This is a genomic window from Miniimonas arenae (genome assembly GCF_006351005.1).
Classification (GTDB): Bacteria; Actinomycetota; Actinomycetes; order Actinomycetales; family Beutenbergiaceae; genus Miniimonas; species Miniimonas arenae.
In genome coordinates, this window is record NZ_VENP01000026.1 from 20,899 (window position 1) to 47,586 (window position 26,688).

Genomic DNA, 26,688 nt, shown 5'->3' on the forward strand with positions numbered 1-26,688 from the left:
GTGTCCCCTCAGCCCTTGACCGCGCCCTGCAGCCCGCCGACGATCTGCTTCTGCGCGGTGAGGAAGAAGATCAGCGCGGGGATCATCGACAGCGTCGTGAACGCGAACACCCCGGCCGTGTCCGAGGCGTGCTCGGAGGAGAAGTCGGCGACGCCGAGCGGCAGGGTGCGCATGTCGCCCTGCAGCAGGAGCAGCGGCAGCAGGTAGGCGTTCCACGAGCCGACGAACGCGAGCACGCCGACGGTGACCATGCCGGGCCGCGAGAGCGGCAGCAGGATCCGCCAGAAGAAGCCGATCCGCCCGGTCCCGTCGAGCATCGCCGCCTCCTCGAGCTCCTTCGGGATCGCCTGCAGGAACGGGCGCAGGATCACCACGGTCAGCGGCAGCGCGAACGCGGCCTGGGGCAGGGCGATGCCGGCCCACGTGTTGCCGAGGTGCAGCTCGCGCGTGGTGATGATGAAGAGCGGGATGACCGCGACGGTCGCGGGGAACAGCAGCCCCATGACGAAGATCGTGAACAGGCCCTCGCGGCCGCGGAACTGGTAGCGCGCCAGCGGGTAGGCCGCCATGATCCCGCACACCACCACGAGCACCGTGGACATCGTCGCGATCGCGACCGAGTTGAGCGTGTAGCGCCAGAACTGGCTGCCCTGCAGCACGTTGAGGTAGTTGTCGAAGACCCACGGGTCGGGCCAGCCGGCCGGGTTCTCCGCGAGCTGGGCGTTGGTACGGAATCCGCCGATGACGCCGACGAGCACCGGCAGCAGCGTGAAGAACACGACGATCGCGGCCAGGACGTAGACCCACGGGCTCGGCCGCCCGATCGCCCGACGGCGAGGGGTCGCCTCGGCCGCGTCGGGCGCCGGCCGGCGCGGGGTGAGGTCGCGGGTGGGGGCTGCGGCGCTCATGCCGTGACCGCCTTCGGGGTGCTGCGTCGGGGGCGAGGGGTCTTCGCCGGCCGGTCGACCGTGTTGTCCCGGCTGAGGATGAACCGCTGGTAGAGGAGGGCGAGCACGAGCGCGACGACGAACAGCACGACCGACGCGGCGGACGCGATGCCGTAGTTGGAGCGCCGCTGGCCCTCGGTGAGCAGGAACGTCGCCATGGTGGTCGTCGCGTTCGCGGGGCCGCCCTTGGTGAGGATCCAGACCATGTCGAAGAGCTGCAGCGAGCCGATCATCGAGAGGAACGCCCAGGTCCGCATGGTCGGCCCGAGCAGCGGGAACGTGATGTGCCACTGCGTGCGCCAGTAGGAGGCGCCGTCGATCTGGGCGGCCTCGCTCAGCTCGTCCGGCACGCCCTGCATGCCCGCGAGCAGCAGGATCACGGCCATCCCGAGGTACTTCCAGGACAGCACCACGATGACGGTGCTCAGGGCGAGGTCGGGCGTGCCGAGCCAGCCCTGCTCGGGGCTGGGCAGGCCGAGCGCGCCGAGCCACTGGTCGATGATCCCGTACTGGGGCTGGAGCAGCTGCACCCAGACGACGCCGGCGATGACCTCGGCGAGCACGTACGGCACGAAGATGATCGTGCGCAGCGCCGCGCGGCCACGGATCCGGCGGTTGAGCAGCAGCGCGATGAGCAGGCCGAGCGGCAGCTGGATCGCGATCGAGGCCACCACGATGATGAGGTTGTGGAGCACCGCTCCCTGGAACACCTCGCTCGTGAGCACCGAGACGTAGTTGCGCAGCCCGACGAAGTCCTCCAGCGGCCCGTAGCCCTTCCACCGGAAGAACGACCACTGCACCGCGCGCAGCACGGGCCACACGATGAACACGGCCATGAGCACGAGCGCCGGTGCCACGAAGAGCGTGACCTCCAGGGCCGTGCGGACGTCCACGCCGCCGCGCCGACGGCCCCGGCGGGAGGCCGCCCTCGCGTTGAGGGCGGCCTCCAGCGGTGGGACCTGAGCGGACGGCGCACCCGGTGCGCTGTCCGCCGTCGTCACTTCTCGGCGTCCGCGGCGGCCTGCGTCTGGTCGACGATGTCCTGCGGGGTCGCCTGACCGGCGAACAGGAGCGCGATCGCGTCGTTCATCGCACCGCCGATGGACTGGCCGAACTCCGTGTCGAAGTACAGCTGGACGAACGGCGCGGAGTCGCGCACCTCGAGCAGCTGTGCGAGCGCGGGGTCGCTGACCGAGTCACGCGCGGCCGGGTTGGTCGGCAGGCCCATGTCGAGCTCGGCGAAGCCCTGCTGCACCTCGTCCGACAGCAGGTACTTGATGAACTCGACCGCCTCGTCGGGCGCGTCGGCCGAGGCGGCCCACGCGTCGCCACCGCCGAGAGCGGCGCCCTCGGCCCCGTCCCCGCCGTCGACCTCGGGGAACGCGAACCAGCCGGTCGCCTCGCCCAGGCCCTGACCGTCCTCGGTGAGGCCCTGCATCACGCCGGGCTCCCAGTGACCCGCGAGCTCCATCGCGACCTTGCCCGTCGCGAGCAGGCCGGACGCGCTCGTCGCACCGCTCTGCGCCGCCGTGGTGAGGAAGCCGGGGTTGAACGGCTCCGCCGCGACCAGCTGCTCGAGGTCCTCGCCGGCCCGGACCCAGCACTCGTCCGTGAACTCGAGCGAGGCGACGGTGTCCTTGATCGTGTCCTCGGAGCACTGCCGCAGCGCGAAGTAGTACCAGTAGTGCGCGGCGGGCCACTTGTCGCCGGCACCGACCGAGATGGGCGTGATGCCCGCGGCCTCGAGCTTGTCCAGCACGTCGTAGAACTCGTCCCAGGTGGTCGGCGTGTCCGTGATGCCGGCCTGCTCGAAGAGGTCCTTGTTGTACCAGAAGCCCACGACGCCGAGGGAGAACGGCAGCGCGTACGTCTGGCCGTCGACCTGCCAGCCGGCCGCCTGGCCGCCGATCACGTCGAGCTGGTCGCCCACCTGGTCGGTGATGTCCTTGACGAGGCCGGCGTCGACCTTGTCGCGCAGCTCGCCGCCGCCGCGCTCCATGAAGATGTCGGGCATGTCGCCGCTCTGCATCGCGGCGTCGAGCTTGGTGCCCATGTCCTCGTGCTGCATGGCGGAGACCTCGATGGTCACGCCGGGGTTGGCGTCCTCGAAGTCCTTGGCGACCTGGTCGTAGTAGTCCTTGCCCTCGCCGGTGTTGGAGTTGTGCCACCACGTGATGGTGACCGCGTCCCCGCCCGAGCCGCCGTCGCCCGTGGCGTCCCCCGATCCGCCGTCGCCCGAGTCGCCCGAGCCGCATGCGGCGAGCGACAGCACGGCGAGGGTCGCCAGCGCAGCGGTCGTCCCGCGAAGTGATGTGCGCATCCCACGTCCTTTCGTCCTCGTTGACCGGGCCGGGAAGCCCGTTGGGGGCGACCCTCGCACTGCGACCCAGGGCGTGTCAATCGTTATCGATAACGTTTTAGTTGCGACGCACGTGGCTATGCTCGGCTCGTGCAGTCGCGGGTGACCATCGTCGACGTGGCGCGCGAGGCCGGCGTCTCGGTCGCGACCGTCTCCAAGGTGCTGAACGGCAAGGACGGCGTGGCGGGTGCGACCGCCGTGCGCGTCCAGGGCGTCATCGAGACGCTCGGGTACGAGTCGAGCATCGTCGCGCGCAGCCTGCGCTCCAGCCGCACCAACGTGGTGGGCATCCTCGTGCCCGAGTTCGAGCCGTTCTCCGCCGAGGTGCTCAAGGGCGTCGCGCGCGGGATCGGGGAGACCCAGTACGAGCTGCTCGCGTACGCCGGGGCCGGCGCACGGCTGCACGAGGGCTGGGAGCGGCGCTCGCTGTCCCGCCTCAGCGGCACGCTCATCGACGGCGCGGTCCTCGTCACCCCCACGGTCACGGAGGTCGCCACGACGATCCCGGTGGTGGCGATCGACCCGCACACCGGCACGTCGCGCCTGCCGTCGGTCGTCTCGGACAACGACGACGGCGGCTACCAGGCCGCCCGGCACCTGCTCGACCTCGGCCACACCCGCATCGCCTTCATCTCGGGCCGGCCGGACCTGGAGTCCTCGCGCGGGCGCGAGGCGGGCTACCGCCGCGCGATGACCGAGGCGGGGCTCGCCGTCGACCCCGCGCTCGTCGTCGCGGGCGACTACCAGCGCGAGGGCGCGCGCCGCGCCACCGCGGCCCTGCTCGACCTCGCCGAGCCGCCGACCGCCGTGTTCGCCGCGAACGACCTGTCGGCGCTGGCCACGATCGAGGAGGCGACCCAGCGCGGCGTCGACGTGCCGGGTGGGCTCTCGGTGGTCGGCTTCGACGACGTGCCCGAGGCCGCGCGAAGCGTGCCGGGCCTGACCACGGTGCGCCAGCAGATGAGCGAGATGGGCGCCGTGGCCGCCGCGATGCTGCTCGACCTGCTGCGCCGCAGCGAGCCGGTGAACCCCCACGTGCGGCTGGGGACGGAGCTCGTGGTGCGCGCGAGCACCGCCGTGCCACGGCGGTGAGTGCCACGGCGCCCGAGCTTCTGCGTCCGCGCGCGCTGCGGCGCGGGGATCTCGTGGTGATCGCGTCGCTCTCCGGCCCGCTCCCGGCGATGTACGAGCCGAACGTCACGCGGACCGAGCGCGTCCTGGAGGGCATGGGCTTCCGCGTCCGGCGCGCACCCCTGCTCGAGGTGGGCCGACAGCGGTGGTGGAGCTCGGCGTCGCCCGCGCAGATCGCCGCCGAGCTCAACGGGCTGCTGCGCGACCCCGAGGTGCGGGCGATCGTCGCGAGCGACGGCGGGCAGACCGTCTTCGGCTAGTTCGACCTCGTCGACCTCGACGCGATCCGGGCCGATCCCAAGCCCGTCCTCGGGTACAGCGACCTCTCGCTGCTGCACCTCGCGCTCGTGCAGGCGACCCGGTTCGCCGTGCCGCCGGAGTGGTTCGACGGCGCGGTGCTGTTCTGGGAGGAGATCGGCGGGATCGCCGCGCACGTGTGGAGCTATCTGCAGGTGATGCGGCACGCCGGCATCCTTGACCGGATCTCGGGGATGGTCGTGGGCGTGCCGCGGGACATCGCCGGGCTCGACGGGCCGGGCGAGCCGTCGCTGCGCGAGATCGTCGACGACGTCCTCGGGGACCGCGACATCCCGGTGCTGGCCGGGGTGGACGTCGGTCACGCCGGGGCGAACCTGCCGATGCCGGTGGGGATCCGGGTGGGCCTGGACGCGGGCGAGCGCACGCTCGCGCTGCTCGAGCCGGCGGTGCGGTAGGGCGTCGCGGTAGGGCGTCGCGTCTAGGGCGTCGCGTCTAGGGCGTCGCGTCTAGGGCGTCGCGTCCGGGTCGGAGGACATCCGCACCACGAGCTCGGGGGTGAACTGGACGTGCTCGGGGCCGCTCGCGCGGTCGTCCTGGCGCAGCAGCAGGTCCGCGGCGGCCCAGCCGATCTCGTGGATGGGCTGACGGATCGTGGTGAGCGGCACCATGAGCATCCCGGCGAAGGAGATGTCGTCGTAGCCGACCACCGCGATGTCCTGCGGCACGCGCACGCCCCGGCGCAGCAGGGTGCGCAGCACCCCGAGCGCCACGAGGTCGTTGACGCAGAAGATGCCGGTGGGCCGCTCGTCCTCGGGCATCGCGAGGATGCGCAGGGCGGCGTCGTCGCCCGACTCGACGTTGAGCGACGTGATCGGGACCTCGAGGAGGTCCTTCGGGGACCGGCCCGCGTCGGCCAGGGCGGCGCGGGCGCCGAGGAGGCGGTCCACGCACTGACGGATCGACGCCGGGCCGTTCACGAACGCGATCCGCTCGTGGCCGCGCGCCACGAGGTGCCCGACGGCGAGCGACCCGCCGTGCACGTCGTCCACCGACACCGAGGGGAAGGAGGAGTCCGCGTCGGCGTCCATGAGGACGACGTGCGTGCCGCGCTCGCGCAGCGCCTCGAAGTCGGACAGGTCGGGCCCGCACGGGGTGACGAGCACGCCGCGCACGCCGTGCTGCTCGTAGAGGTTGAGGAACCGGGTCTCGCGCGCGGGGTCGTCGTCGGAGGACGAGACCAGCAGGGCCAGGCCGTCCGCCTCGAGCCGGTCCTCGATGCCGCGCGCGATGAGCGTGAAGAAGGGGTTCCCGACGTCGAGCACGATCGCTCCGACCGTCTGCGCGACACCGGCGCGCAGCTGCCGCGCGGAGGCGCTGGGCACGAAGTCCAGCTCCTCGATCGCGGCCAGGACGCGCTCCCGGGTCCCCTCCGACACGCGCTCGGGCCGGTTGAGGACGTTGCTCACGGTACCGACGGACACGCGTGCGATGCGGGCGACGTCGGCGACGGAGGGGCGGGGTCTCACAGGCACATTGTGACGGTTCAGAGCGGGTGCTCGGCGCAGCGGCGCTCCGGGCGTACCGGAGCGGCGGGTCGTCGGTGGACGTGGTCGCGGCCGCGTCCGCGTCAGACGCGGCACGGGCTTGTTGGGCGCGTGCTTCGTGGACACCGCGGCCGCCGCGTCCACGTGAGTCGCGGCACGGGGCCGTCCGGCGCGTCCCCGGTGGACACCGTCACCGCGGCGTCCACGCTGCGCGCCCTCACGCCCCCGGGTCGGACGAACGTCGCACCACGAGCTCCGGCGCGAACCGCACGCGGGTCGGCCCGACCGCGTCCTCGCCGTCGAGCCGCAGCAGCAGGTCGGCCGCTGTCCAGCCGATCTCGTGCGTCGGCTGGCGCACCGTGGTGAGCGGGACGACGAGCATCGCGGCCCACGGCACGTCGTCGTACCCGACCACCGCGACGCCGTCGGGCACCGGGACTCCCGCCCGCACGAGCGTGCTGAGCGCCCCGAGCGCCACGAGGTCGTTCACGCAGAAGATCGCGGTGGGTCGGGTCGACTCCGGCAACGCCAGCAGGCGCTCGGCGGCGAGCGTCCCGTGCTCGGCGTTGAGCGACGGCAGCGGCATCTCGACGAGCACCTCGTCCGGGTCGAGACCCGCGTTCACGACGGCGAGCCGCGCCCCAGCGAGACGGTCTGCGCACTGGTGGATCGTGAGCGGTCCGTTGAAGAGCGCGATCCGCCGGTGCCCGAGCTCGAGCAGGTGTGCGACGGGCAGGCTGGCCCCGAGCACGTCGTCGACGGAGACGCTCGGGAGCTCGTCCTCGCCGTCGACGTCCATGAGCACCACCGTCGTGCCGCGCGCGCGCAGGGCGTGCAGGTCCGCGCGCTCGGCGCTTGCCGGCGTGACGAGCACGCCGCGCACGCCGTGCTGCTCGTACAGCTGCAGCGCGCGGTTCTCCCGCTCGGGATCGTCGTCGGAGGACGACACGAGCAGCGCGAGGCCGTCGGCGCCGATGCGGTCCTCGACGCCGCGGGTGAGCGCCGTGAAGAACGGGTTCCCCACGTCGAGGACGATCGCCCCGACGCTGCGCGCGCGACCGGCCCGGAGCTGGCGGGCCGACTCGCTCGGCACGAACTCCAGCTCCGCGATCGCGGACTCCACACGGGAGCGGGTCCGGGGGGACACTCGCTCCGGACGATTGAGCACGTTGGAGACGGTGCCGACCGACACGCGAGCGAGTCGCGCGACGTCCATGACCGAGGGCCGGTGCCGCGCCGGCGTGGGCGCGGCGGTGGTCACGCTGTCGGCGGTCATCTGGCAGCTCCGTCAGGTCCTGGCGACCTCACGGCACCATGCCCCAGTAGCCGAGCGGCAGGTGGTCGTCGTCGAGCCCGTCGAGGGCGCGCAGCTGCTGCGCGACGAAGCCGGCGACGGCGCGGGCCCCGGCGAGGCCGAAGTGCGTCGTGTCGGGGTTGCCGTTCTCGGGGTGCGGGTGGGGGAAGAGCTCGCGGCAGCGCTCGGGCCCGAGCCACGGGTAGAGCCACCGGGTGAACGCCGTGAGGTCGATGACGGGGACGTCGAGCGTCCGGCCGAGGCGACGCACCGCGCGAGGGTAGGGGCCGTGCGAGACCCGGAGCTCGCCGTCGTCGGTGAAGAGGCACCGCTCCACGCTGGTGCCCAGGATCGGGCGGCCGCCATGGTCTCGCACGTCGGTGACGAACCGGGTGAGGTTGTCGATGTAGCCGCCGTCGGCCGCGAGCTCGGGGTCCTTCTGGTCGTTGTGCCCGAACTGGATCACGACGTCGTCGCCGGGCCGGATCGCCTCGAGGGTCTCGGCCCAGCGGCCGGTCTCGAGGAACGTCGCGGTGGTCGCGCCGCCGAACGCGCGGTTGGCGACGGGCCGGGTGACGAACTCGTGCAGGACGCCGCCCCAGCCGATCACGCCGGAGCCGTCGAGGGGGCCGGGTGCGACGGTGGAGTCGCCCGCGAGGTGGATGGTGGTCGGGTCGGTGGTCATCCGGCCGCTCCCTCGAGGCGCGCTCGAGCGCCGTGCGGACCCGCTGGTCGTGCCATGGTTCTCCCACCTTCGTCGCTGGGTCTGTTCTGGGCGGCGACGCTACGTGTGAATCGAATCAACTGTCAAAGCTGCCCCGTTCGGCCGGCCTTCGTGGTTGACGGCATCCCGTCTGCGGCCGTAGGCTGCGTGAAACGATTCATTGAGTGTGGGGCGGTTCACGGAACGGTCACCGGCGAGCGCGAGGCAGCGCTCGGCCGGCCCGTCGAGGAACGAGACCCGCACGAGCACGAGCGCAGCACCCAGCACAGCACCAGCACCACCGACCGGCACCCGCAGTCACCTGCAGCACCGAGCGCGGCATCCGACGCGCATGAGAAGGATCGAGGAAGTCATCGTGGACATCGCCGCAGCCAAGGCCGTCCTGGCCCAGCAGACCATCGAGGTGCCGTCCTGGGCGTACGGCAACTCCGGGACGCGCTTCAAGGTGTTCGGCACCCCCGGCACCCCCCGCGACCCGTGGGAGAAGATCGCCGACGCCGCCCAGGTCAACGCCGTCACCGGTGCCGCCCCGCGGGTGTCCCTGCACATCCCGTGGGACAAGGTCGAGGACTACGACGCCCTCTCGGCGTACGCCCACGAGCAGGGCATGACGATCGGCGCGATCAACTCCAACGTCTTCCAGGACGACGACTACCGACTCGGCAGCCTCGCCAACCCGGACGCCCGGGTGCGCGCCAAGGCCGTCGCCCACCACCTCGACTGCCTCGAGGTGATGCGCGCCGTCGGCAGCACGGACCTGAAGATCTGGCTCGCCGACGGCACGAACTACGCCGGTCAGGACTCCATCCGCGCGCGGCAGGACCGCGTCGCCGAGGGCCTCGAGCAGATCTACGCGGGCCTGCAGCCGGGCGAGCGGATCCTGCTCGAGTACAAGTTCTTCGAGCCCTTCTTCTACACGACCGACATCCCCGACTGGGGCACGAGCCTCGTGCACTGCATGGCCCTCGGCGAGCAGGCCACGGTCGTCCTCGACACCGGCCACCACGCCCCGGGCACGAACATCGAGTTCATCGTCGCGCAGCTGCTGCGCCTGGGCCGGCTCGGGGCGTTCGACTTCAACTCGCGCTACTACGCCGACGACGACCTCATCGTCGGGTCTGCCGACCCGTTCCAGCTGTTCCGGATCATGCACGAGATCGTCCAGGCGGGCGCCCTCGACCCGGCGCTCGGCGTGAACTTCATGCTCGACCAGTGCCACAACATCGAGGCGAAGATCCCGGCCCAGATCCGGTCCGTGATGAACGTCCAGGAGGCGACGGCGAAGGCCCTGCTCGTGGACGCCGACGCCCTGGGTGCGGCGCAGCAGGCCGGCGACGTCCTCGGCGCGCACGCCGTGCTCATGGACGCCTTCAACACCGACGTGCGCCCGATCCTCGCCGAGGTGCGCGAGGCCAAGGGCCTCGACGCCGACCCGATCAAGGCGTTCGCCGCCACCGGCTACGCCGAGAAGGTCGCGGCCGAGCGCGTCGGCGGCACCCAGGCCAGCTGGGGCGCCTGACCTCGATGTCCAGCACGTCCAGCGCGGCACAGGGCCGCTCGTTCGCGGCCGTCGACCTCGGCGCCACCTCCGGGCGCGTCATCGTCGGCACCGTGGTCGGAGAGCCCGGCGCCGAGCGCGTCGAGCTCACCGAGGTGGGTCGCTTCCCCAACGAGCCCGTGCTCGTCCCCGCCACGCGCGGGGACGAGCGCGCGGTCCTCACCTGGGACGTGCCCGCGCTCTGGCGCGGGATCCTCGCGGGCCTGCGCGACGCCGTCGCGCGCTTCGGCCCCCTCGCCGGGATCGGGATCGACTCCTGGGCGGTGGACTACGGGATGGTCGACGGCGAGGGTCGCCTCCTCGGCAACCCCACCTGCTACCGCGACATGCGCACCGATCCCGTCCTCGCGCGAGTCTTCGACCTGGTGAGCGCGGCGGACCAGTACGCCGTCAACGGGCTCCAGGTGCAGCCGTTCACGACGGCGTTCCAGCTCCTCGCCGAGACCCGGCTCGAGCAGGCCGACCGCGTGCTGCTGCTGCCGGACCTGCTCGGGGCCTGGCTCACGGGCGTCGAGCGCGCCGAGATCACGAACGCCTCCACCACGGGCCTGCTCGACGCCGCCTACCGAACCTGGTCCACCGACCTCGCCGAGCGGCTCGGCCTGCCGGCCCGCGTGCTGCCCGAGCTCGTCGCGCCCGGTGAGCTCCTGGGGCACGTCCGGCCCGGCCTCGCGGCCGTGCTCGGGGTGCCCGACGGCGAGCTCCTGCCGGTCTGGACGGTCGGCTCCCACGACACCGCCTCCGCGGTGGTGGCCGTCCCGATGGACCGATCCGACGCCGCGTACATCTCGTGCGGGACGTGGTCGCTGGTCGGGCTCGAGCTCGACGAGCCCGTCCTCACCGAGGCCTCCCGCGCCGCGAACGTCACCAATGAGGCGGGCGTGGACGCCACGATCCGCTACCTCAAGAACGTCATGGGCCTGTGGGTGCTCACCGAGACGATGCGGGGCTGGGCGGCCGCGGGCCGCGAGGTCCCGCTCGCCGACGCGCTCGCGCAGGCCGCCACCGTCGAGCCCCTGCGCACGGTCGTCGACATCGACCACGCGAGCCTCCTGCCGCCTGGCGACATGCCCGCGCGCCTCGCGTCGCTCGCCCGGGCGACCGGCCAGCCGGTGCCCGAGACCGTCGGCGAGGTGGTGCGGTGCATCCTCGACTCGCTCGCCCTCGCCTACCGGCGTGCCGTGCGCGAGGTGAGCGCCCTGGCCGACCGCAGCGTCGCCGTCGTGCACGTGGTCGGCGGCGGCGTGCACAACGAGGCCCTCATGCAGCTCGCGGCCGACGCGATCGGCGTGCCGGTCGTGACCGGCCCGGCCGAGGGCGCCGCGCTCGGCAACGTGCTCGTCCAGGCGCGTGCCGCCGGCGTGCTGCACGGCACGCTCGGCGACCTGCGGCGCGTCGTGGAGCGGTCCACGCCGCTGCGGCGGTACGAGCCCGGCGCGGGCGACGTCTCGACGCCGGACGCCTGGGACGACGCCGAGCGTCGCGCGCACCCGTGATGGCGGTGCGGGCGGACGATCGCGCGCTGGGGGGACCTAGGGCCTTCCCCAGGACGATGTCTCCCGGTACGCTATGAAACGTTTCAACCACGTCAACGACCGACGGAAGGATCCACCGATGAGCACCACCCCCATTCGCCCCAGTCTTGGGGAGATCCTCGACAGCATGGGCGAGGCAGGCGCTCGCATCTCCGAGATCGACGCCGCCGAGGCCGGCGCGGGCAACATCTCGGTCTACCTCGGGTGGGACACCGAGGTGCGCCGTCGGTTCCCGCTCCAGGAGGAGATCGAGCTCCCGCTGCCCGCCCCGCACCTCGTGGGCGGCACGCTGCTCGTGACGGGGTCCGGTCGCCGGCTGCGCCAGATCATCGCCGACCCGGAGTCGTGCGTCGCGGCCGTGAAGGTGCACGACGGCGGCACGCACGCCACGATGTACACCTCGCCGAAGCGCCTCTTCGAGCGCCTGACCAGTGAGTTCAACTCCCACCTCGGCGTCCACGAGGACCAGGTCGCGCGCCGCGGGGTGAACTTCCAGGCCGTCGTGCACGCCCAGCCGCCGCACCTGACCTACCTCTCCCACATTCCCGAGTACCGCGACGACGAGTCGATGAACCGCCGCATCCTGCGCTGGGAGCCGGAGTCGATCGTGTCCCTGTCCCAGGGCATCAAGGTGCTCCCGTTCTTCATCCCGGGCTCGGCCGAGATGATGGCCGCGAACGTCGAGGGCCTGCGCGAGTTCGAGATCACCCTGTGGAGCAAGCACGGCGTGATGGCGCGGTCGGACCTGTCGGTGACCCGCGCCGTCGACCGCATCGAGTACGCCGAGACCGGCGCCAAGTACGAGTACATGGATCTCGCCGCGGGCGGTCGCGCCGAGGGGCTCACGCGCGAGGAGATCGCCTCGGTCGCGAACGAGTTCAACATCGACTCGCGCTGGGTCTGACGTGCCCCGCTACTGCTTCACCTCGCAGGTCGACCCGCGCCACCTCGACGCCTACAAGGCCGCGCACGCCGCGGTCTGGCCCGAGATGCTGCGGGCCCTGCGGGACGCGGGCTGGCGCAACTACTCGCTCTTCCTCTCCGACACCGGCCAGCTGATCGGCTTCTTCGAGGCCGATGACGCCGACGCCGCCCAGGCGCGGATGGCCGCCACCGAGGTCAACGGACGGTGGCAGGCCGAGATGGCGCGGCTGTTCGTGGGGGAGGGGAACCCCGACGAGGGGTTCAGCTACCACCCGGAGATCTTCAACCTCGACGACCAGCTCGCCGCGGCGGAGGAGTCCGGGCTCGGACTGCCGGGCGCTGATCGTCCGGAGCGCTGAACCTCGAGCGCTGAACCCCGAGGGCGCCCGTGCCGCGCGAGCGGCGCGGGCGCCCTTCGTCGTGCCGGCCCGGTGTGCAGGACGGGCGTCCGGCGTCGGCCGTCGTGTCGCGCGCATCAACGCGGACGATTGCGGAGCCAGGCGCTCCGGAATCGTCCGCGTTGATGCGCGGACCGGGTCGAGCGGACGCGCGGCTCGCCGCTGGGCGCCGGCCGCAGGGTGTGACGCACGTCGCGCCTACCACCCCGATCGGCCTGAATCCATTCAAAAAGGTCCTTCCGCGGCGGCGCGGGATGTGTTTGAATGGTTTCAGTCGCAGAGGAACGGCCGTTCCGCTGGACGAAACGGGCCCGTTCGTCAGAACGCGATCGGCCGAACGGCAACCGCCGTGACCAGCACGGTGCCACGGGAGTCACCCCGCACGGAGGGAACCCGGTGCATCGACGCACCAAGCCCAGGAGGGGCCCGCCAGGCTCCTCGTCAGCGATGACGGAAGAAGAACCATGAGCAACACCGACAGTGTGACCACGGCCGAGGTGGCCGCTGGCACGAGGGACCCGAAGCGCGCCGCGATGAGCGGCTGGATCGGGAGCGCGCTGGAGTACTACGACTTCGCGCTCTACTCGCAGGCAGCAGCGCTGGTCTTCCCGGCGATCTTCTTCCCGAGCGAGAACAAGACCGTCGGGATCATCGCCTCGCTGGCGACCTACGCCGTCGGGTACGTCGCCCGGCCCGTGGGCGCCGTCGTCCTCGGCGCGTGGGGAGACCGCAAGGGACGCAAGAACGTCCTCGTGTTCGCGATGCTCCTCATGGGCTTCTCGACCCTCGCCGTCGGCCTCCTGCCGACGTACGCGCAGGTCGGCATGCTCGCCCCGATCCTGCTGGTGCTGCTGCGCCTGATCCAGGGCTTCGCCGTCGCCGGCGAGCTCGGCGGTGCGAGCGCGATGATCGTGGAGCACTCCCCGGACGAGCGCCGCGGCTTCTTCGCGAGCTTCAGCCTCCAGGGCACGCAGGTCGGCTCGATCCTCGCCACCGGCGTCATGCTGCCCCTGTCGATCGTGCTGGACGACGCGCACTTCGAGTCCTGGGGCTGGCGCGTGCCGTTCCTGCTGAGCGCCGTCGTGATCGTCGCCGGCTACCTCATCCGCCGCCGGGTGCAGGAGCCGCCCGCGTACCTCGCCCAGGCCGACGCCCCGAAGCGGCGCTTCCCGTTCGTCGAGCTGATGAAGACCCACCCGTGGGCCGTCGTGCGCTGCATCCTCATGACCTTCACGAACGTCATCGGCATGGCGACCCTGGTGTTCGGCGTCTCCTACGCCACGCAGGACGGGTACGACATCGGCTTCAGCAAGAGCGACCTGCTCTGGGTCACGCTGGTGGCCAACATCACCGCCGTCGTCACCATCCCGATCTTCGGGGCGCTCTCGGACAAGATCGGCCGCCGCGTCTTCATGCTCGTCGGTGGCATCGCCGGCGGTGCGCTCGCCGGGGTCTACCTCGCCGCGGTGGACGCGCGGAACCTGTTCCTCGTGTTCGTCATGGTCGTGATCGTCCAGGGCATCTTCTTCCAGATGTGGAACGCGACGTTCGCGACGTTCTTCCAGGAGCAGTTCCCGATGCGCATCCGCGTCACCGGCTTCGCCGTGTCGCAGAACATCGGCCTCATGCTCGCCTCGTTCTTCCCGGCGCTCTTCACGGCCATCGCGCCTCCCGGGTCGACCAACGTCCCGCTCACGATCGGCCTGGTCACGTTCGGCATCTGCGTCGTGGCGGCGGTCGCTACGCTGCTGACGCCGGAGACCAAGGGCAAGTCGCTCGCGGAGCTCGAGACCGCCTGACACCTGGGGGGCGGCGCCCGACGCCGCCCCCCAGCCACACACGACGCCCCGACGCGGTGGCGCCCGAGGAGAGGACGTAGGACCGGAGATGGAGCAGTGGAACCCGATGGTGCAGAAGGCGTGGCCGGTGAAGCACAGCGCGCTGCTGCGGGCGCCGGAGCGCGTCGCCACGCGGGACGAGATCGACGACCTCGTCCACCGGCTCACCGACAACCTCGTCCACATCACGGACGAGACGGGGCAGTTCCTGCTCCGCCTCGACGACGGCCGCGTCATCGACACCAAGGGCTGGGCCGGGTGGGAGTGGACGCACGGCGTGGGGCTCTACGGCATCTGGCAGTACTACGACCAGACGGGCGACGAGGCCACGCGCCAGATCATCGACGACTGGTTCACCGCACGGTTCGCCGAGGGCACCACGAAGAACGTCAACACCATGGCGCCCTTCCTCACGCTCGCGTACCGCTACGAGGAGACCCGCGACCGCACGCTCCTGCCCTGGCTGGACGCCTGGGCCGAGTGGGCCATGCGGGACATGCCGCGCACGCCGCACGGCGGGATGCAGCACCTCACGCTCGCGGAGGAGAACCACCACCAGCTGTGGGACGACACCCTCATGATGACGGTGCTGCCGCTGACGAAGATCGGCCTGCTGCTGGACCGGCCGGCCTACGTGCAGGAGGCGACGTTCCAGTTCCTCACACACGTCGCCTATCTCATGGACCGCGAGACCGGCCTGTGGTTCCACGGCTGGACCTTCGAGGGCAGGCACAACTTCGCCCGCGCGCGGTGGGCCCGGGGCAACTCCTGGCTCACCATGGTGATCCCGGACTTCCTCGAGCTGCTCGACCTGCCCGAGGGCGACCCGGTGCGCCGCTTCCTGATCGAGGTGCTCCAGGCCCAGGTCGAAGCCCTCGCGGACCTGCAGGACGACTCAGGTCTGTGGCACACGCTGCTGGACGACCCGGACTCCTACCTCGAGGCGTCGGCCACCGCGGGCTTCGCCTACGGGATCCTCAAGGGCGTGCGCAAGGGGTACCTCGACAAGCGGTTCGCCGCGGTCGGCGAGAAGGCGATCCGCGCGATCATCGCCAACGTGAGCGACGACGGCGAGCTCCAGCAGGTCTCCTTCGGCACCGGCATGGGGCCCAGCCTGGACTTCTACCACCAGATCCCGCTGACCTCGATGCCGTACGGGCAGGCCATGGCCATCCTGTGCCTCGCGGAGTACCGCCGGACCTACTACTGATCGTTCGCCGTCGGGCGCCTCTGAGTGCCCGACGTCGACGCGCGCGACGAGACCGTGCGCGATGTGACCGACTGACCACTGACCTACCGAAGGCCCGGGCGGCGCCCGGGTCCCCCTCTCGAAAGGATCCTCATGATTCTCGACTCGTTCCGTCTGGATGGAAAGGTCGCTCTTGTCACGGGTTCGTCCCGTGGCCTGGGCCAGGGTGCGGCGGTTGCGCTCGCGGAGGCGGGTGCGGATGTCGCGCTGCTGGACCGTGCGCCGGCGACCGAGACCGCGGAGCAGATCGAGGCGCTCGGGCGTCGGGTGCACCTGATCGAGGCGGACCTGATCAAGGCGACTCCGGAGGAGCTGGACGCGGCGGTGCAGGAGGTCGTGGACTCTCTGGGGCGTATCGATGTGCTGGTGAACAACGCGGGCATCATCCGTCGGGCGCCGTTGCTGGAGCACCCGGCCTCGGACTGGGACGACGTGCTGGCGATCAACCTGGACGCGGTGTTCCACCTGTCGCAGGCGGCGGCGCGGCGGTATGTGGCGCAGGGCGGTGGGAAGATCATCAACATCGCCTCGATGCTGTCGTTCCAGGGCGGGATCCTGGTGCCGGGGTATGCGGCGAGCAAGCACGCGGTCGCGGGGATCACGAAGTCGTTCGCGAACGAGCTGGCGGCGCACAACGTGAATGTGAATGCGATCGCGCCGGGGTACATGGCGACGGCGAACACGGCGCCGATCCGGTCGGACGAGGCGCGGGAGAAGTCGATCCTGGACCGTATTCCGGCGGCGCGGTGGGGGACGCCCGCGGACCTGCAGGGACCGTTCGTGTTCCTGGCCTCGCCCGCGTCGGACTACCTCAACGGTGCGATCATCCCCGTCGACGGCGGGTGGCTCGTACGCTGACGCGCGCTCGCGCCGCGCGCTGGTCGCGCGCTCTCGTTCCGGCCCCCGGCGCTTCGGCGCCGGGGGCCGGCGCGCGTCCGCGGGCGGGGCTCGGCGTCGAGCGCTGGGACCGCCTCGCGCCGGCCTGACAGCGCTGTTACTCGCGCGGCCGCTTCGCGACCCGGGTTCCGCTTGGCGGACCCGCGCGATCCCGCCATTTCCGGCATGCCGGCTCCCCGGTGAAGCTCGGGCCTCGCTCGAGTGCACAGCCACAGCGCTGTGGCTCTGAACTACCGCGAACGACTCGTGCCTGCGCTGGTCCACGGCGCGCACGCCGCGCAGCGGTACGGCACATCGCGCCTCGAGACGGGGGATCCGGTCGGCGCGCCGCGGTGCTCGATCCCCGGTGCTGGAGCAGGGCCGGAACCATGAGAGCCGAGCTGTGGTCACGGACACGCACCCACGGGAGAGCGAACCGGTTGACCGGGACCAAGGTCCCGGATACGCTGATCCCTGAAACGATTCAGAGACCAGGAGAGACACCGATGTCCCAGTCCCCGGCCGCGGCCCTCGTCGCGCGCTCCAACCGCCTCGGGTCCGACCCCCGCGTCACCAACTACGCGGGCGGCAACACGTCCGCCAAGGGCTCCGCCACCGACCCCGTCACGGGTGAGGACGTCGAGCTGCTGTGGGTCAAGGGCTCCGGCGGCGACCTCGGCACGCTGACCGAGAAGAACCTCGCCGTGCTCCGCCTCGACCGACTCCGCGCGCTCCCGAACGTCTACCCGGGCGTGGACCGCGAGGACGAGATGGTCGCCGCGTTCGACTACTGCCTGCACGGCAAGGGCGGCGCCGCGCCGTCGATCGACACCGCGATGCACGGCCTCGTCGACGCCGCGCACGTGGACCACCTGCACCCCGACGCGGGCATCGCCGTCGCGACGTCCGCCGACGGCGAGCGCCTCACGAGCGAGATCTTCGGCGACCGCGTCGTGTGGGTGCCCTGGCGCCGCCCCGGCTTCCAGCTCGGCCTCGACATCGCCGCCATCAAGGAGGCCAACCCGCAGGCCATCGGCTGCATCCTCGGTGGCCACGGCATCACCGCCTGGGCCGAGGACTCGGAGGAGGCCGAGGCGCGCAGCCTCGACATCATCCGCACCGCCGAGGCGTACATCGAGCGCACGACGGCGGAGCTCGCCGCCCGCGGCGAGCACCCCTTCGGCGCGGTGCGCGCCGGGTTCGAGCCGCTCGAGGCCGCCGCCCGCCGCGAGCGCGCCGCCGCCCTCGCGCCGGTGATCCGCGGCATCGCGTCCGCCGACAAGCCGCAGGTCGGCCACTTCACCGACTCCGACGTCGTGCTGGACTTCGTCTCGCGCGAGAAGCTGGCCCCCCTGGCCGAGCTCGGCACCTCCTGCCCCGACCACTTCCTGCGCACGAAGGTCAAGCCCCTCGTGCTCGACCTGCCGACCGACGCGCCGCTCGAGGACGCCGTCGCTCGCCTGCACGAGCTGCACGAGGCCTACCGGGCCGACTACGCCGGCTACTACGAGCGCAACAAGGTCGACGACAGCCCCGCGATGCGCGGTGCCGACCCGGCGATCGTGCTCGTGCCCGGCGTCGGGATGTTCTCGTTCGGCAAGGACAAGCAGACCGCGCGCGTGGCGGGGGAGTTCTACGTCAACGCGATCAACGTGATGCGCGGTGCCGAGGCCATCTCGACCTACGCCCCGATCGACGAGAACGAGAAGTTCCGGATCGAGTACTGGGCGCTGGAGGAGGCCAAGCTCCAGCGGATGCCGAAGCCGAAGGCGCTCGCCACGCGCGTCGCGGTGGTGACGGGTGCGGCGTCGGGCATCGGCAAGGCGATCGCCGAGCGGCTCGCGGCCGACGGCGCCTGCGTCGTCATCGCCGACCTCGACGAGGCCAAGGCGCAGGCGGCCGCGGCCGAGATCGGCGGCCCCGACGTCGCTGTCGGCGTCGCGGCGGACGTCACGTCCGAGGAGGCCGTGGCCGAGCTCGTCAAGGCCACGGTGCTCGCGTTCGGCGGCGTCGACCTCGTCGTGAACAACGCCGGGCTGTCGATCTCCAAGCCGCTCCTGGAGACCACGACGAAGGACTGGGACCTCCAGCACGACGTCATGGCCCGCGGCTCTTTCCTCGTGGCCCGCGAGGCGGCGCGCGCGATGATCGCGCAGAACCTCGGCGGCGACATCGTCTACATCGCCTCGAAGAACTCCCTGTTCGCGGGCCCGAACAACATCGCCTACTCGGCCACGAAGGCCGACCAGGCGCACCAGGTCCGTCTGCTGGCCGCCGAGCTCGGCGAGCACGGGATCCGCGTCAACGGGATCAACCCCGACGGCGTGGTCCGCGGCTCGGGCATCTTCGCCGGCGGCTGGGGCGCCAAGCGCGCGGCCGTCTACGGCGTGCCCGAGGAGGAGCTGGGCCAGTACTAAGCGCAGCGCACGCTGCTGAAGAAGGAGGTGCTGCCCGAGCACGTCGCCGCCGCGGTGGCCGCGCTCACCGGTCCGGACCTCGTCCAGACCACGGGCCTGCACATCCCGGTCGACTCCGGCGTCGCGGCGGCGTTCCTGCGCTGACCCGCCCTGACGCACGCGTCCCCGACGGCGAGGCACGGATCGATCCGTGCCTCGCCGTCGTGCATCCCGCCAGCCCGTTCGCGAGAGGAAGTCGGTCCTTTCGCGAGAGGATGTCGGTCCTTTCGCGAGAGGATGTCGGTCCTTTCGCGAGAGGAAGTCCGTCCTTTCGCGAGAGGATCTTCGACGCGGCGAGCCGCTCGAGACGTCAGGCGGGCGGGCCGGCCGGGTTGCGGTCCGGGTGCAGCACCGTGACGAGGGACCAGGCGTCGCCGTCGGGGTCCGGGCCGCGCTCCTTGAACTCCTGGATCAGTCCGTAGAGGCGCTGGTCCAGCTCCGCCTTGTGCGCGGCGTTGAGCCGCAGTCCCATCCAGGTCGTCGCGACCTCGTCCGGGTCCACGCCCGCCAGCTGCTGGCGCATCGTCTCGAGCAGCACGATCGACATCCCCGGCACGCGCGAGTGCCACGAGCGACCCGTCGCCTTGTAGGGGATCTCCTTCGCCCCGCGCCGACCCGTCCGGGGCTCCTGCGGCGCGAGCATGTCGACGTCGACGAGCGTGCGCACGTGGTGCAGCACCGTGCCAGGGTTGAGGTCGAGCAGCTCGGCGAGTTCCTTGTTCGTGCGCGCGTCGAACGCGCACAGGCGCAGGATCCGCATTCGCAGGGGCGAGCTGAGCGCGCGGGCGACGGCCTCGGCGGCGGGGGCGTCGTCGTCGGCGGGGTCCGGGCGCTCCCCCCGGTGTCCGGTATCCGGCTGCTCGTCCGTCGCGCGCTCGTCCGCCATCTCGCGAGCCTACCGACGCACCGGCAGTGATTGACAGAACTCAATCGCCCTCCCGATACTGATTGACATGACCCAATCACTCGCGGCTGGGGAGCATCGCTCCCTGTGGCGGGACGCCAACTTCCGTACGTTCTGGGGCGGCCAGGCGCTGAGCCAGCTCGGCGCGGAGGTGACCGGACTCGCGCTGCCGGTGCTCGCCGTCGTGCTCCTGCACGCGAGCGAGCTCGAGGTGGGGGTCCTCAACGCGGCGTCGGTGGCGGCGTTCCTGGTCGTCGGGCTGCCGGCGGGTGCGTGGATCGACCGGATGCGCAAGCGCCGGGTGATGATCGTGGCCGACGCCGTGCGCGCCGTCGTGCTCCTGGCGATCCCCGCGCTGTGGCTGGGCGGGCACCTCACGGTCTGGCACCTCGTCGCAGTCGCGCTGGTCATCGGCGTGGCGACGGTGTTCTTCGACGTCTCCTACCAGAGCGTGATCCCCGCGCTCGTGGACCGCGACGCGATCCCCGAGGCGAACGGCAAGCTGGAGTCCACGCAGCAGCTCGCGGCGCTCGCGGGGCCGAGCCTCGGCGGCTGGCTCGTCGGTGCCGTGTCCGCACCGATCGCGGTGCTCACGACGGCGGCCACGTACGTCGCGTCGTTCGTGGCCCTCCTGCGCACGCGCGACCACGAGGTCGTGCGGCCCGCGCACGAGCGCGAGCCGCTGCGCACCGAGATCGCGGAGGGGCTGCACTGGGTGCTCGGCCACCCGCTGCTGCGCCGGATCGTCGGCACGACGGCCGTGTCCAACCTCTGCTCGACGATCGTCGTGACGCTCGCGCCGATCCTCGTGCTGCGCACCCTGGGTCTGTCGCCGGCGACGTGGGGGCTGGTGTTCTCCCTCGGCGGCGTCGGTGGGCTCGCCGGCGCCGCGCTGACGCCCCGGTTCGTCCGAGCCGTCGGGGAGGGCCGGGCGATCCCGCTCTCGGCGATCGCGTTCAGCGTGGTCGGGCTCGCGTTCCCGCTGGTCACGCTGGTACCGACGGGCTGGGTGGTGCCCGTGCTCGCGGCGCAGGGGATGCTCGCCAGCGCCGCGATCCTCGTCTACAACGTCACGCAGGTCTCGTTCCGCCAGCGCATCACGCCGGCCCGGCTGCTCGGCCGGATGAACGCCTCGATCCGGTTCTGCGTGTGGGGCACGATGCCGATCGCCGCGCTGCTCGCGGGCGTGCTGGGGGAGTGGCTCGGGGTGGTGCCGACGGTGTGGCTCGGCGCGGTCGCGGGCGTGCCGGCCTGCCTGTTCGTGGTGGCGGGGCCGTTCTGGCGGATGCGGGCGCTGCCCGTGGCCGAGGAGGACGAGTACGCGGTTGAGGACGCCGTGAACGCCGTCGACACCGACCACGTCAGTCGGCCGCAGGCCTGACGCCGCTCTTCGCCGGCGCCGGCACCACGCAGATGCCGTTGACGCACAGGCCGTCCCCGTCCCCGTCGGCCGCCGTGGCCGGAGCGGCCGCCACCGGGTGCCCGACCATGACGAAGGGCGAGCGGACGGGCGACGGCGTGGGCTCGCCGTCGTGCACCGCCCGGGTGGGCTCGCGCGCGGACGAGGCCGCGCTCACGAGGCGGTCACCGACGTCGCACCCGCGCGCGCCGCGCGGGCCTGCCGCAGCGCGGCCGCGAACACGTCCGCGGACTGCGCGCCCGACACCCCGAGCGCACCGTCGACCACGGTGAACGGGACGCCGTTGATGCCGTAGGCGCGCGCCTGCGCGACGTCGGCCCGCACCGCGGGCAGGTACCGGTGGTCGGCGAGGGCCGCCCGGGCCTCCGCGGCGTCCAGCCCGCTCTCGACGGCGAGCGAGACGAGCTCCTCGACGTCGCCGACATGGCGGTTCTCCGTGAAGTAGGCGCCGAACAGCCGCTCCTTGAGGTGCTCCTGGACGCCGCGCTCGCGCGCGAGGTGGAGCAACTCGTGGGCGAGCACGGTGTTCGTCTGGCGCGCGGTCTCGAGGTGGTACTCGAGGCCGTCGCCCGCGGCGATCTCGGTGACGCGGGCCATCATGGCCCGCACCTGGTCACGCGGCATGCCCTTGCGATCGGCGAGGAAGTCGACCGAGGTGCCGTCGTAGTCGACGGGGACGTCGGGGGCGAGCTCGAACGAGCGGTAGACCAGCTCGATCTCCTCGCCCGTCGCGGCGACCGCCTCCTGCAGCCGACGGCGTCCGATCCAGCACCAGGGGCACTGGACGTCCGACCAGACCTCGACCTGCAGGGGTTCACCCAGGGGTTGACTCACGGCTTCGCTCACGCAGCGTGCAACCCGTGGCCGGCGCTGCGCATTCCGTCGGGCGTTCCGTCGGGCGTTTCCGTCACGCCGCCCGCCAGGCCGCTCCTCAATCGGTGCCGTGCCCGACGACCACGCGCTCGGGGTCGGCGAGCACCGCGAGCACGGGCCCGAGCGCGGCCCCCTGCAGGCTCGGCAGGTCGTGCACGCGCGCGGCGTCGAGCGCCGGCCGGGCCCACGGGTAGGCGAGGACGCGCGTGGCCAGCTCGGCCTCGAGCGGGGCGCGCAGCTGCGGCAGGAGCGGGGCGAGCGTGCCGCCGAGCACGAGGGTCTCGACGTCGAGCAGGTTCACCGCCGCCGCGAGCGCGACGCCGAGCGCCCAGCCCGCCTCCGGCAGCGGTGTGCGCGCGAGCGCCTGGGCCCCGACGTACTGCTCGAGGCAGCCCGTCGCGCCGCAGCGGCAGCGCGGACCGGCGGGGTCGACCGTGAGATGCCCGAGCTCGGTGGCGAAGCCGTGCGCGCCGCCCTGCACGCGGCCGTCGACGACGTGCGCGCCGCCGACGCCGATCCCGCCGGACAGGTAGAGGAACGAAGCGCCGCCGCGTGCGTGCGCCTCGGCGACCGCGGCGAGCGAGGCCTCGTTGCCCACTGCGACCGGGATCTCGTCGGACGCGTCGGCGCCCCGGGCGTCGCGCAGCGCCGCGCGGACGATCGCCTCGGCCGGCACGTCGACCCAGGCGAGCCGGGGGGCGTCGAGCACCACGCCGTCGCGCACGATGCCGGGCACCGCGACCTCGACGCCGAGGAGCGTGAGCCCAGGGTGCTGCGCCGCGGCCTGCTGCCAGGTGAGCGACGCGAGCGTCGCCAGCCGGGCGAGGGTGTCGGCCGGCGACGGCGCAGCGAAGTCTCCCCGCACCTCGCGCTGGGCGAGGCGTGCGCCGGTGAGGTCGACGACGACGGCGGCGAGGTGGTTGGCGCCGACCTCGAGCCCGAGGCCGGCAAGCGTCCCCCGGGCCAGACGGACGGGCGCGGCGGGGCGGCCCACCGTGCGCGCCGTCGTCGACGGCGACCACTCGAGGATGCGCGCGGCCAGGAGGAGCTCGACCAGGCTCGAGACGGTGGCGCGGGTGAGGCCGGCGCGCTCGGCGACCTCGGCGCGCGACAGCGGCTCGGCTCGCGCGACGTGCTCGAGGACGAGCGCGAGGTTGTGGGTTCGCAGGGCGCCCTGGCGTGCGGCGTCGCGGCGCCCCCGCGGTGAGGCGTCGCGCGCCGACGCCGACACGCCGCGCGGCTCGCCGAGATCCTCGTCCACGGGGTTGACCGTAGCGCACATCCGGCTATAAGTTCATCCGGTAAATCAAATCGACGACGATCGACGCCGTCGAGCAAGGATGCCGACGAAAGAGGCAGTGATGGTGCGCGCAGCAACCCCCGAGGACAAGTTCTCGTTCGGTCTGTGGACCGTGGCATGGGCGGGCAAGGACCAGTTCGGCGACCCGACGCGGGCCGAGCTCGACCCGTGGGCCTACCTCGGCCCGCTCGCCGAGGCCGGCGCGTGGGGCGTGACGTTCCACGACGACGACGTCGTGCCGTTCGGCACGAGCGACGCCGAGCGCGAGCGGATCCTCGAGCGCTTCAAGAAGGCGGCCGACGAGGCCGGCCTCGTCATCGAGATGGTCACGACCAACACGTTCAGCCACCCCGTGTTCAAGGACGGCGGCTTCACGGCCAACGACCGCTCGGTGCGCCGCTTCGGCCTGCGCAAGGTCATCCGCAACGTCGACCTCGCGGCGTCGCTGGGCGCCTCGACGTTCGTCATGTGGGGCGGGCGAGAGGGCGCCGAGTACGACGGATCCAAGGACGTCAACGCGTCGCTCGACCGCTACCGCGAGGGCATCGACACCGTCGCCGGCTACATCAAGGAGAAGGGCTACGACCTGCGCATCGCGCTCGAGCCCAAGCCCAACGAGCCCCGCGGCGACATCTTCCTGCCGACGGTCGGCCACGCGCTCGGCTTCATCGCCGAGCTCGAGCACGGCGACATCGTGGGCCTCAACCCCGAGACCGGCCACGAGCAGATGGCGGGCCTGAACTACACCCACGGCCTGGCCCAGGCGCTGTGGGCGGAGAAGCTCTTCCACATCGACCTCAACGGCCAGCGGTCCATCAAGTACGACCAGGACCTCGTGTTCGGCCACGGCGACCTGCTGTCGGCGTTCTTCACCGTCGACCTCGTGGAGAACGGCTTCCCGAACGGCGGCCCGCGCTACACCGGCCCGCGCCACTTCGACTACAAGCCCTCGCGCACCGAGAACTTCGACGGCGTGTGGGCGTCGGCGAAGGCGAACATCGACACCTACCTGCTGCTCGCCGAGAAGGCCAAGGCGTACCGCGAGGACCCGCGCACCCAGGCGGCATTCGAGGCGGCCGGCATCTTCGAGGCCGCGAAGCCGACCCTCGCCGAGGGCGAGACCCTCGCCGACCTGCTCGCCGACCGCAGCGCGTTCGAGGACTTCGACGCCGACGCCGCGGGTGCCCGCGAGACGAACTACGTCGCGCTCAACCAGCTCGCGCTGGAGCACCTCATCGGCTGACGACTCCGGGGCTCCCGGCGGCGCGGGCGGCGCGTACGCCGCCCGCGCTGCCGGGAGCCCGGCCGTCCCTGCTCGTCCCGCCCGGCCCCCGGGCCGTGCTCCCGCCCGGCCCACCAGCACACCTCGAAGGAACACCCATGTCCGCTCGCCGCCTCGTGGCCGGGATCGACAGCTCCACCCAGTCCGTCAAGGTCGTCGTCCGCGACGCCGACACGGGCGCGCTCGTGCGCAGCGGCGCCGCGAGCCACCCCCAGACCACCCAGGTCGACCCGCGCGTGTGGTGGGAGGCCCTCGAGCTCGCCGTCGAGCGCGCGGGCGGGATCGCCGACGTCGTCGCCGTCGCCGTCGGCGGCCAGCAGCACGGCATGGTGACGCTCGACGCCGACGGCGAGCCCGTCCGTCCCGCCATGCTCTGGAACGACAACTCCTCCGGCCGCCAGGCAACCGACCTCGTGGCCGAGCTCGGCGCGCAGCGTTGGGCGGAGGAGACCGGCACGGTGCCGGTGGCCTCGATCACCGCGACGAAGCTGCGCTGGCTCGCCGAGAACGAGCCCGAGAACGCTGCCCGGGTCGCCGCCGTCTGCCTCCCGCACGACTACCTCACGTGGCGCCTGCGCGGGTCCAGCGACCTGCGCGACCTCACCACCGACGCGTCCGACGCGTCCGGCACCGGGTACTTCTCCGGTCGGACCGGCGAGTACCGCCTCGACCTGCTCGCGCACGCGTTCGGCCGCGACGACATCGTGCTGCCGCGCGTCGCGGGCTTCCGTGAGGCGGTCGGCCGCACCACGACGTTCGGCGCCGACGCGCTCGTCGGCCCCGGAACCGGTGACAACGCCGGCGCCGCCCTCGCGCTCGGCCTCGGGCCCGGCGACGTCCTGCTCTCGGTGGGGACCTCCGGCGTGGTCTCGGCGATCGTGGCCGACCCGCCCGCCGACGCCACCGGCCTGGTCGCCGGGTTCTCCGACGCGACCGGCAACTACCTGCCCCTCGTGGCGACCGTGAACTGCGCCCAGGTGCTCGACGCCACGCGCGCGCTGCTCGGCCTCGACCACGACGAGCTCGCGCGCCTCGCGCTCGCCGCCCCCGCGGGCAGCGAGGGCCTGACGTTCGTGCCGTACCTGAACGGTGAGCGCACCCCGAACCGGCCCGACGCGATGGGTGCGCTCCACGGCGTCACGCACGCGAGCTACACGCGGGAGAACCTCGCGCGGGCCTCGTTCGAGGCCATCGTCTGCGGGCTCGGCGTCGGGCTCGACGCCGTGCGCGCGCTCGGCCTCGAGGTCGCCTCGCTGCGCCTCGTCGGGGGCGCGGCGAAGTCGCCCGCGCTGCGCGAGGTCGCCCCGAGCGTCCTCGGTCAGGACATCCTCCTGCCCGCGCCGGGGGAGTACGTGGCCGACGGCGCCGCGCGCCAGGCGGCGTGGGTACTCGACGCTCAGGAGGACCCGACGGCGGACCTGCCCGCCTGGACCGCGCTCGCGCACACCGCGACCGAGGTCGCGAGCGCGCCGAGCGCGCCCGTGGTGCGCGAGCAGTACGCCCGCGCGCAGGAGCTCTTCCTCTCGCGCTGAGGCGACCTCCCGCTTCCGCGACAGGCCCCCGCCCTCCCCGGCGGGGGCCTGTCGACGTGGGCCCGCGCCGCGGGAGCTGTTGCCGCGTCTGGGGTGGACGTGGCGGTGGCGGTGTCCACCCCGGCCGCGCCGCGGGAGGTGTTGCCGCGTCTGGGGTGGACGTGGCGGTGGCGGTGTCCACGTGGGCCGCGCCGCGGGAGGTGTTGCCGCGTCTGGGGTGGACGTGGCGGTGGCGGTGTCCACCGCAGGCGCGCCGCGGGAGCTGTTGCCGCGTCTGGGGTGGACG

The 26,688-nt window shown here is 72.4% G+C and carries 21 protein-coding genes and 2 pseudogenes; 13 read left to right on the forward strand and 10 right to left on the reverse strand.

Features of this window, described 5'->3' with window-relative positions:
• Positions 1 to 8: 8 nt before the first annotated feature.
• From FH969_RS08240 to FH969_RS08250, 3 genes are all read right to left on the reverse strand, one after another.
• Complete coding sequence (locus FH969_RS08240) at positions 9 to 908, reverse strand: carbohydrate ABC transporter permease (RefSeq protein WP_108718204.1); 900 nt, start codon at positions 906 to 908, stop codon at positions 9 to 11.
• Positions 905 to 1,840 carry a carbohydrate ABC transporter permease gene (locus tag FH969_RS08245; protein WP_342777003.1) on the reverse strand — a complete coding sequence of 312 codons (936 nt, stop codon included), beginning with the start codon at positions 1,838 to 1,840 and terminating at the stop codon, positions 905 to 907. Before FH969_RS08245 ends, FH969_RS08240 begins: the two co-directional genes overlap by 4 nt.
• A gap of 104 nt (positions 1,841 to 1,944) precedes the next feature.
• Positions 1,945 to 3,267, reverse strand: coding sequence for an ABC transporter substrate-binding protein (locus FH969_RS08250; RefSeq protein WP_108718203.1), 1,323 nt, complete (start codon positions 3,265 to 3,267; stop codon positions 1,945 to 1,947).
• A gap of 129 nt (positions 3,268 to 3,396) precedes the next feature.
• On the opposite strand from FH969_RS08250, the gene FH969_RS08255 reads away from it, so the two are divergent.
• Positions 3,397 to 4,398 (forward strand): LacI family DNA-binding transcriptional regulator, encoded by a 1,002-nt coding sequence (locus tag FH969_RS08255; RefSeq protein ID WP_108718202.1) that lies wholly within the window; start codon positions 3,397 to 3,399, stop codon positions 4,396 to 4,398.
• A gap of 56 nt (positions 4,399 to 4,454) precedes the next feature.
• A pseudogene (locus tag FH969_RS15975) lies at positions 4,455 to 5,150 on the forward strand (LD-carboxypeptidase).
• Positions 5,151 to 5,201: 51 nt separating this feature from the next.
• On the opposite strand, the gene FH969_RS08265 reads toward FH969_RS15975, so the two are convergent.
• The 3 genes from FH969_RS08265 to FH969_RS08275 all read right to left on the reverse strand — a co-directional run bounded on the left by FH969_RS08265 (position 5,202) and on the right by FH969_RS08275 (position 8,218).
• Positions 5,202 to 6,221, reverse strand: a complete 1,020-nt coding sequence (locus FH969_RS08265) for a LacI family DNA-binding transcriptional regulator (protein ID WP_234417824.1) — start codon at positions 6,219 to 6,221, stop codon at positions 5,202 to 5,204.
• A 235-nt stretch (positions 6,222 to 6,456) separates the two neighbouring features.
• Positions 6,457 to 7,515, reverse strand: coding sequence for a LacI family DNA-binding transcriptional regulator (locus FH969_RS08270; protein ID WP_139986890.1), 1,059 nt, complete (start codon positions 7,513 to 7,515; stop codon positions 6,457 to 6,459).
• A 28-nt stretch (positions 7,516 to 7,543) separates the two neighbouring features.
• The gene (locus tag FH969_RS08275) at positions 7,544 to 8,218 is read right to left on the reverse strand and encodes a rhamnogalacturonan acetylesterase (protein ID WP_108718199.1); all 675 of its coding nucleotides are present in this window, start codon (positions 8,216 to 8,218) and stop codon (positions 7,544 to 7,546) included.
• 370 nt (positions 8,219 to 8,588) lie between these two features.
• Between FH969_RS08275 and rhaI the strand changes: the two genes are divergently transcribed.
• The 8 genes and pseudogenes from rhaI (at position 8,589) to FH969_RS08315 (ending at position 19,196) form a co-directional block, all read left to right on the forward strand.
• A complete protein-coding gene (rhaI, locus tag FH969_RS08280) occupies positions 8,589 to 9,776 on the forward strand; it encodes an L-rhamnose isomerase (RefSeq protein WP_108718198.1) in 1,188 nt (395 codons plus the stop codon).
• Positions 9,777 to 9,781: 5 nt separating this feature from the next.
• The gene (locus FH969_RS08285) at positions 9,782 to 11,311 is read left to right on the forward strand and encodes a rhamnulokinase (protein ID WP_139986892.1); all 1,530 of its coding nucleotides are present in this window, start codon (positions 9,782 to 9,784) and stop codon (positions 11,309 to 11,311) included.
• Positions 11,312 to 11,429: 118 nt separating this feature from the next.
• Positions 11,430 to 12,254, forward strand: coding sequence for a class II aldolase/adducin family protein (locus FH969_RS08290; protein ID WP_139986894.1), 825 nt, complete (start codon positions 11,430 to 11,432; stop codon positions 12,252 to 12,254).
• A 1-nt stretch (position 12,255) separates the two neighbouring features.
• Entirely contained in the window at positions 12,256 to 12,633 is a 378-nt protein-coding gene (locus FH969_RS08295; RefSeq protein WP_139986895.1) for an L-rhamnose mutarotase, read from the forward strand.
• Positions 12,634 to 13,136: 503 nt separating this feature from the next.
• On the forward strand, positions 13,137 to 14,471 hold the full coding sequence (locus FH969_RS08300) for an MFS transporter (protein ID WP_246071784.1): 1,335 nt from the start codon (positions 13,137 to 13,139) through the stop codon (positions 14,469 to 14,471).
• Positions 14,472 to 14,559: 88 nt separating this feature from the next.
• A complete protein-coding gene (bglB, locus tag FH969_RS08305) occupies positions 14,560 to 15,720 on the forward strand; it encodes a beta-galactosidase BglB (RefSeq protein ID WP_199916534.1) in 1,161 nt (386 codons plus the stop codon).
• 132 nt (positions 15,721 to 15,852) lie between these two features.
• Positions 15,853 to 16,617, forward strand: coding sequence for a 2-dehydro-3-deoxy-D-gluconate 5-dehydrogenase KduD (gene kduD, locus FH969_RS08310; protein WP_139986897.1), 765 nt, complete (start codon positions 15,853 to 15,855; stop codon positions 16,615 to 16,617).
• Between the two features lie 524 nt (positions 16,618 to 17,141).
• Positions 17,142 to 19,196 (forward strand): annotated as a pseudogene (locus tag FH969_RS08315) (bifunctional aldolase/short-chain dehydrogenase).
• Positions 19,197 to 19,401: 205 nt separating this feature from the next.
• On the opposite strand, the gene FH969_RS08320 reads toward FH969_RS08315, so the two are convergent.
• Positions 19,402 to 19,977, reverse strand: a complete 576-nt coding sequence (locus tag FH969_RS08320) for a winged helix-turn-helix domain-containing protein (protein ID WP_108718192.1) — start codon at positions 19,975 to 19,977, stop codon at positions 19,402 to 19,404.
• A gap of 67 nt (positions 19,978 to 20,044) precedes the next feature.
• Between FH969_RS08320 and FH969_RS08325 the strand changes: the two genes are divergently transcribed.
• Positions 20,045 to 21,376, forward strand: coding sequence for an MFS transporter (locus FH969_RS08325; RefSeq protein ID WP_108718191.1), 1,332 nt, complete (start codon positions 20,045 to 20,047; stop codon positions 21,374 to 21,376).
• Here FH969_RS08325 and FH969_RS08330 read toward each other — a convergent pair.
• The 3 genes from FH969_RS08330 to FH969_RS08340 all read right to left on the reverse strand — a co-directional run bounded on the left by FH969_RS08330 (position 21,357) and on the right by FH969_RS08340 (position 23,549).
• On the reverse strand, positions 21,357 to 21,572 hold the full coding sequence (locus FH969_RS08330; RefSeq protein WP_108718190.1) for a hypothetical protein: 216 nt from the start codon (positions 21,570 to 21,572) through the stop codon (positions 21,357 to 21,359). The genes FH969_RS08325 and FH969_RS08330 overlap by 20 nt on opposite strands.
• Positions 21,569 to 22,249 (reverse strand): DsbA family oxidoreductase, encoded by a 681-nt coding sequence (locus tag FH969_RS08335; protein WP_234417820.1) that lies wholly within the window; start codon positions 22,247 to 22,249, stop codon positions 21,569 to 21,571. Before FH969_RS08335 ends, FH969_RS08330 begins: the two co-directional genes overlap by 4 nt.
• 97 nt (positions 22,250 to 22,346) lie before the next feature.
• On the reverse strand, positions 22,347 to 23,549 hold the full coding sequence (locus FH969_RS08340; protein ID WP_180359723.1) for an ROK family transcriptional regulator: 1,203 nt from the start codon (positions 23,547 to 23,549) through the stop codon (positions 22,347 to 22,349).
• A gap of 100 nt (positions 23,550 to 23,649) precedes the next feature.
• On the opposite strand from FH969_RS08340, the gene xylA reads away from it, so the two are divergent.
• Both xylA and xylB read left to right on the forward strand, forming a co-directional pair.
• Positions 23,650 to 24,831 carry a xylose isomerase gene (gene xylA / locus FH969_RS08345; protein WP_139986901.1) on the forward strand — a complete coding sequence of 394 codons (1,182 nt, stop codon included), beginning with the start codon at positions 23,650 to 23,652 and terminating at the stop codon, positions 24,829 to 24,831.
• 137 nt (positions 24,832 to 24,968) lie between these two features.
• Positions 24,969 to 26,402 (forward strand): xylulokinase, encoded by a 1,434-nt coding sequence (gene xylB / locus FH969_RS08350; protein ID WP_139986903.1) that lies wholly within the window; start codon positions 24,969 to 24,971, stop codon positions 26,400 to 26,402.
• Positions 26,403 to 26,688: the final 286 nt, after the last annotated feature.

What these genes read in the sequence shown, in the direction of transcription:
- FH969_RS08240 (WP_108718204.1), bottom strand. Translation starts at nt 908, where the DNA reads ATGAGCGCCGCAGCCCCCACCCGCGACCTCACCCCGCGCCGGCCGGCG.
- FH969_RS08250 (WP_108718203.1), bottom strand. Translation starts at nt 3,267, where the DNA reads ATGCGCACATCACTTCGCGGGACGACCGCTGCGCTGGCGACCCTCGCC.
- FH969_RS08270 (WP_139986890.1), bottom strand. Translation starts at nt 7,515, where the DNA reads ATGACCGCCGACAGCGTGACCACCGCCGCGCCCACGCCGGCGCGGCAC.
- FH969_RS08275 (WP_108718199.1), bottom strand. Translation starts at nt 8,218, where the DNA reads ATGACCACCGACCCGACCACCATCCACCTCGCGGGCGACTCCACCGTC.
- rhaI (WP_108718198.1), top strand. Translation starts at nt 8,589, where the DNA reads ATGAGAAGGATCGAGGAAGTCATCGTGGACATCGCCGCAGCCAAGGCC.
- FH969_RS08285 (WP_139986892.1), top strand. Translation starts at nt 9,782, where the DNA reads ATGTCCAGCACGTCCAGCGCGGCACAGGGCCGCTCGTTCGCGGCCGTC.
- FH969_RS08290 (WP_139986894.1), top strand. Translation starts at nt 11,430, where the DNA reads ATGAGCACCACCCCCATTCGCCCCAGTCTTGGGGAGATCCTCGACAGC.
- FH969_RS08300 (WP_246071784.1), top strand. Translation starts at nt 13,137, where the DNA reads ATGAGCAACACCGACAGTGTGACCACGGCCGAGGTGGCCGCTGGCACG.
- bglB (WP_199916534.1), top strand. Translation starts at nt 14,560, where the DNA reads ATGGAGCAGTGGAACCCGATGGTGCAGAAGGCGTGGCCGGTGAAGCAC.
- kduD (WP_139986897.1), top strand. Translation starts at nt 15,853, where the DNA reads ATGATTCTCGACTCGTTCCGTCTGGATGGAAAGGTCGCTCTTGTCACG.
- FH969_RS08320 (WP_108718192.1), bottom strand. Translation starts at nt 19,977, where the DNA reads ATGGCGGACGAGCGCGCGACGGACGAGCAGCCGGATACCGGACACCGG.
- FH969_RS08325 (WP_108718191.1), top strand. Translation starts at nt 20,045, where the DNA reads ATGACCCAATCACTCGCGGCTGGGGAGCATCGCTCCCTGTGGCGGGAC.
- xylA (WP_139986901.1), top strand. Translation starts at nt 23,650, where the DNA reads ATGGTGCGCGCAGCAACCCCCGAGGACAAGTTCTCGTTCGGTCTGTGG.
- xylB (WP_139986903.1), top strand. Translation starts at nt 24,969, where the DNA reads ATGTCCGCTCGCCGCCTCGTGGCCGGGATCGACAGCTCCACCCAGTCC.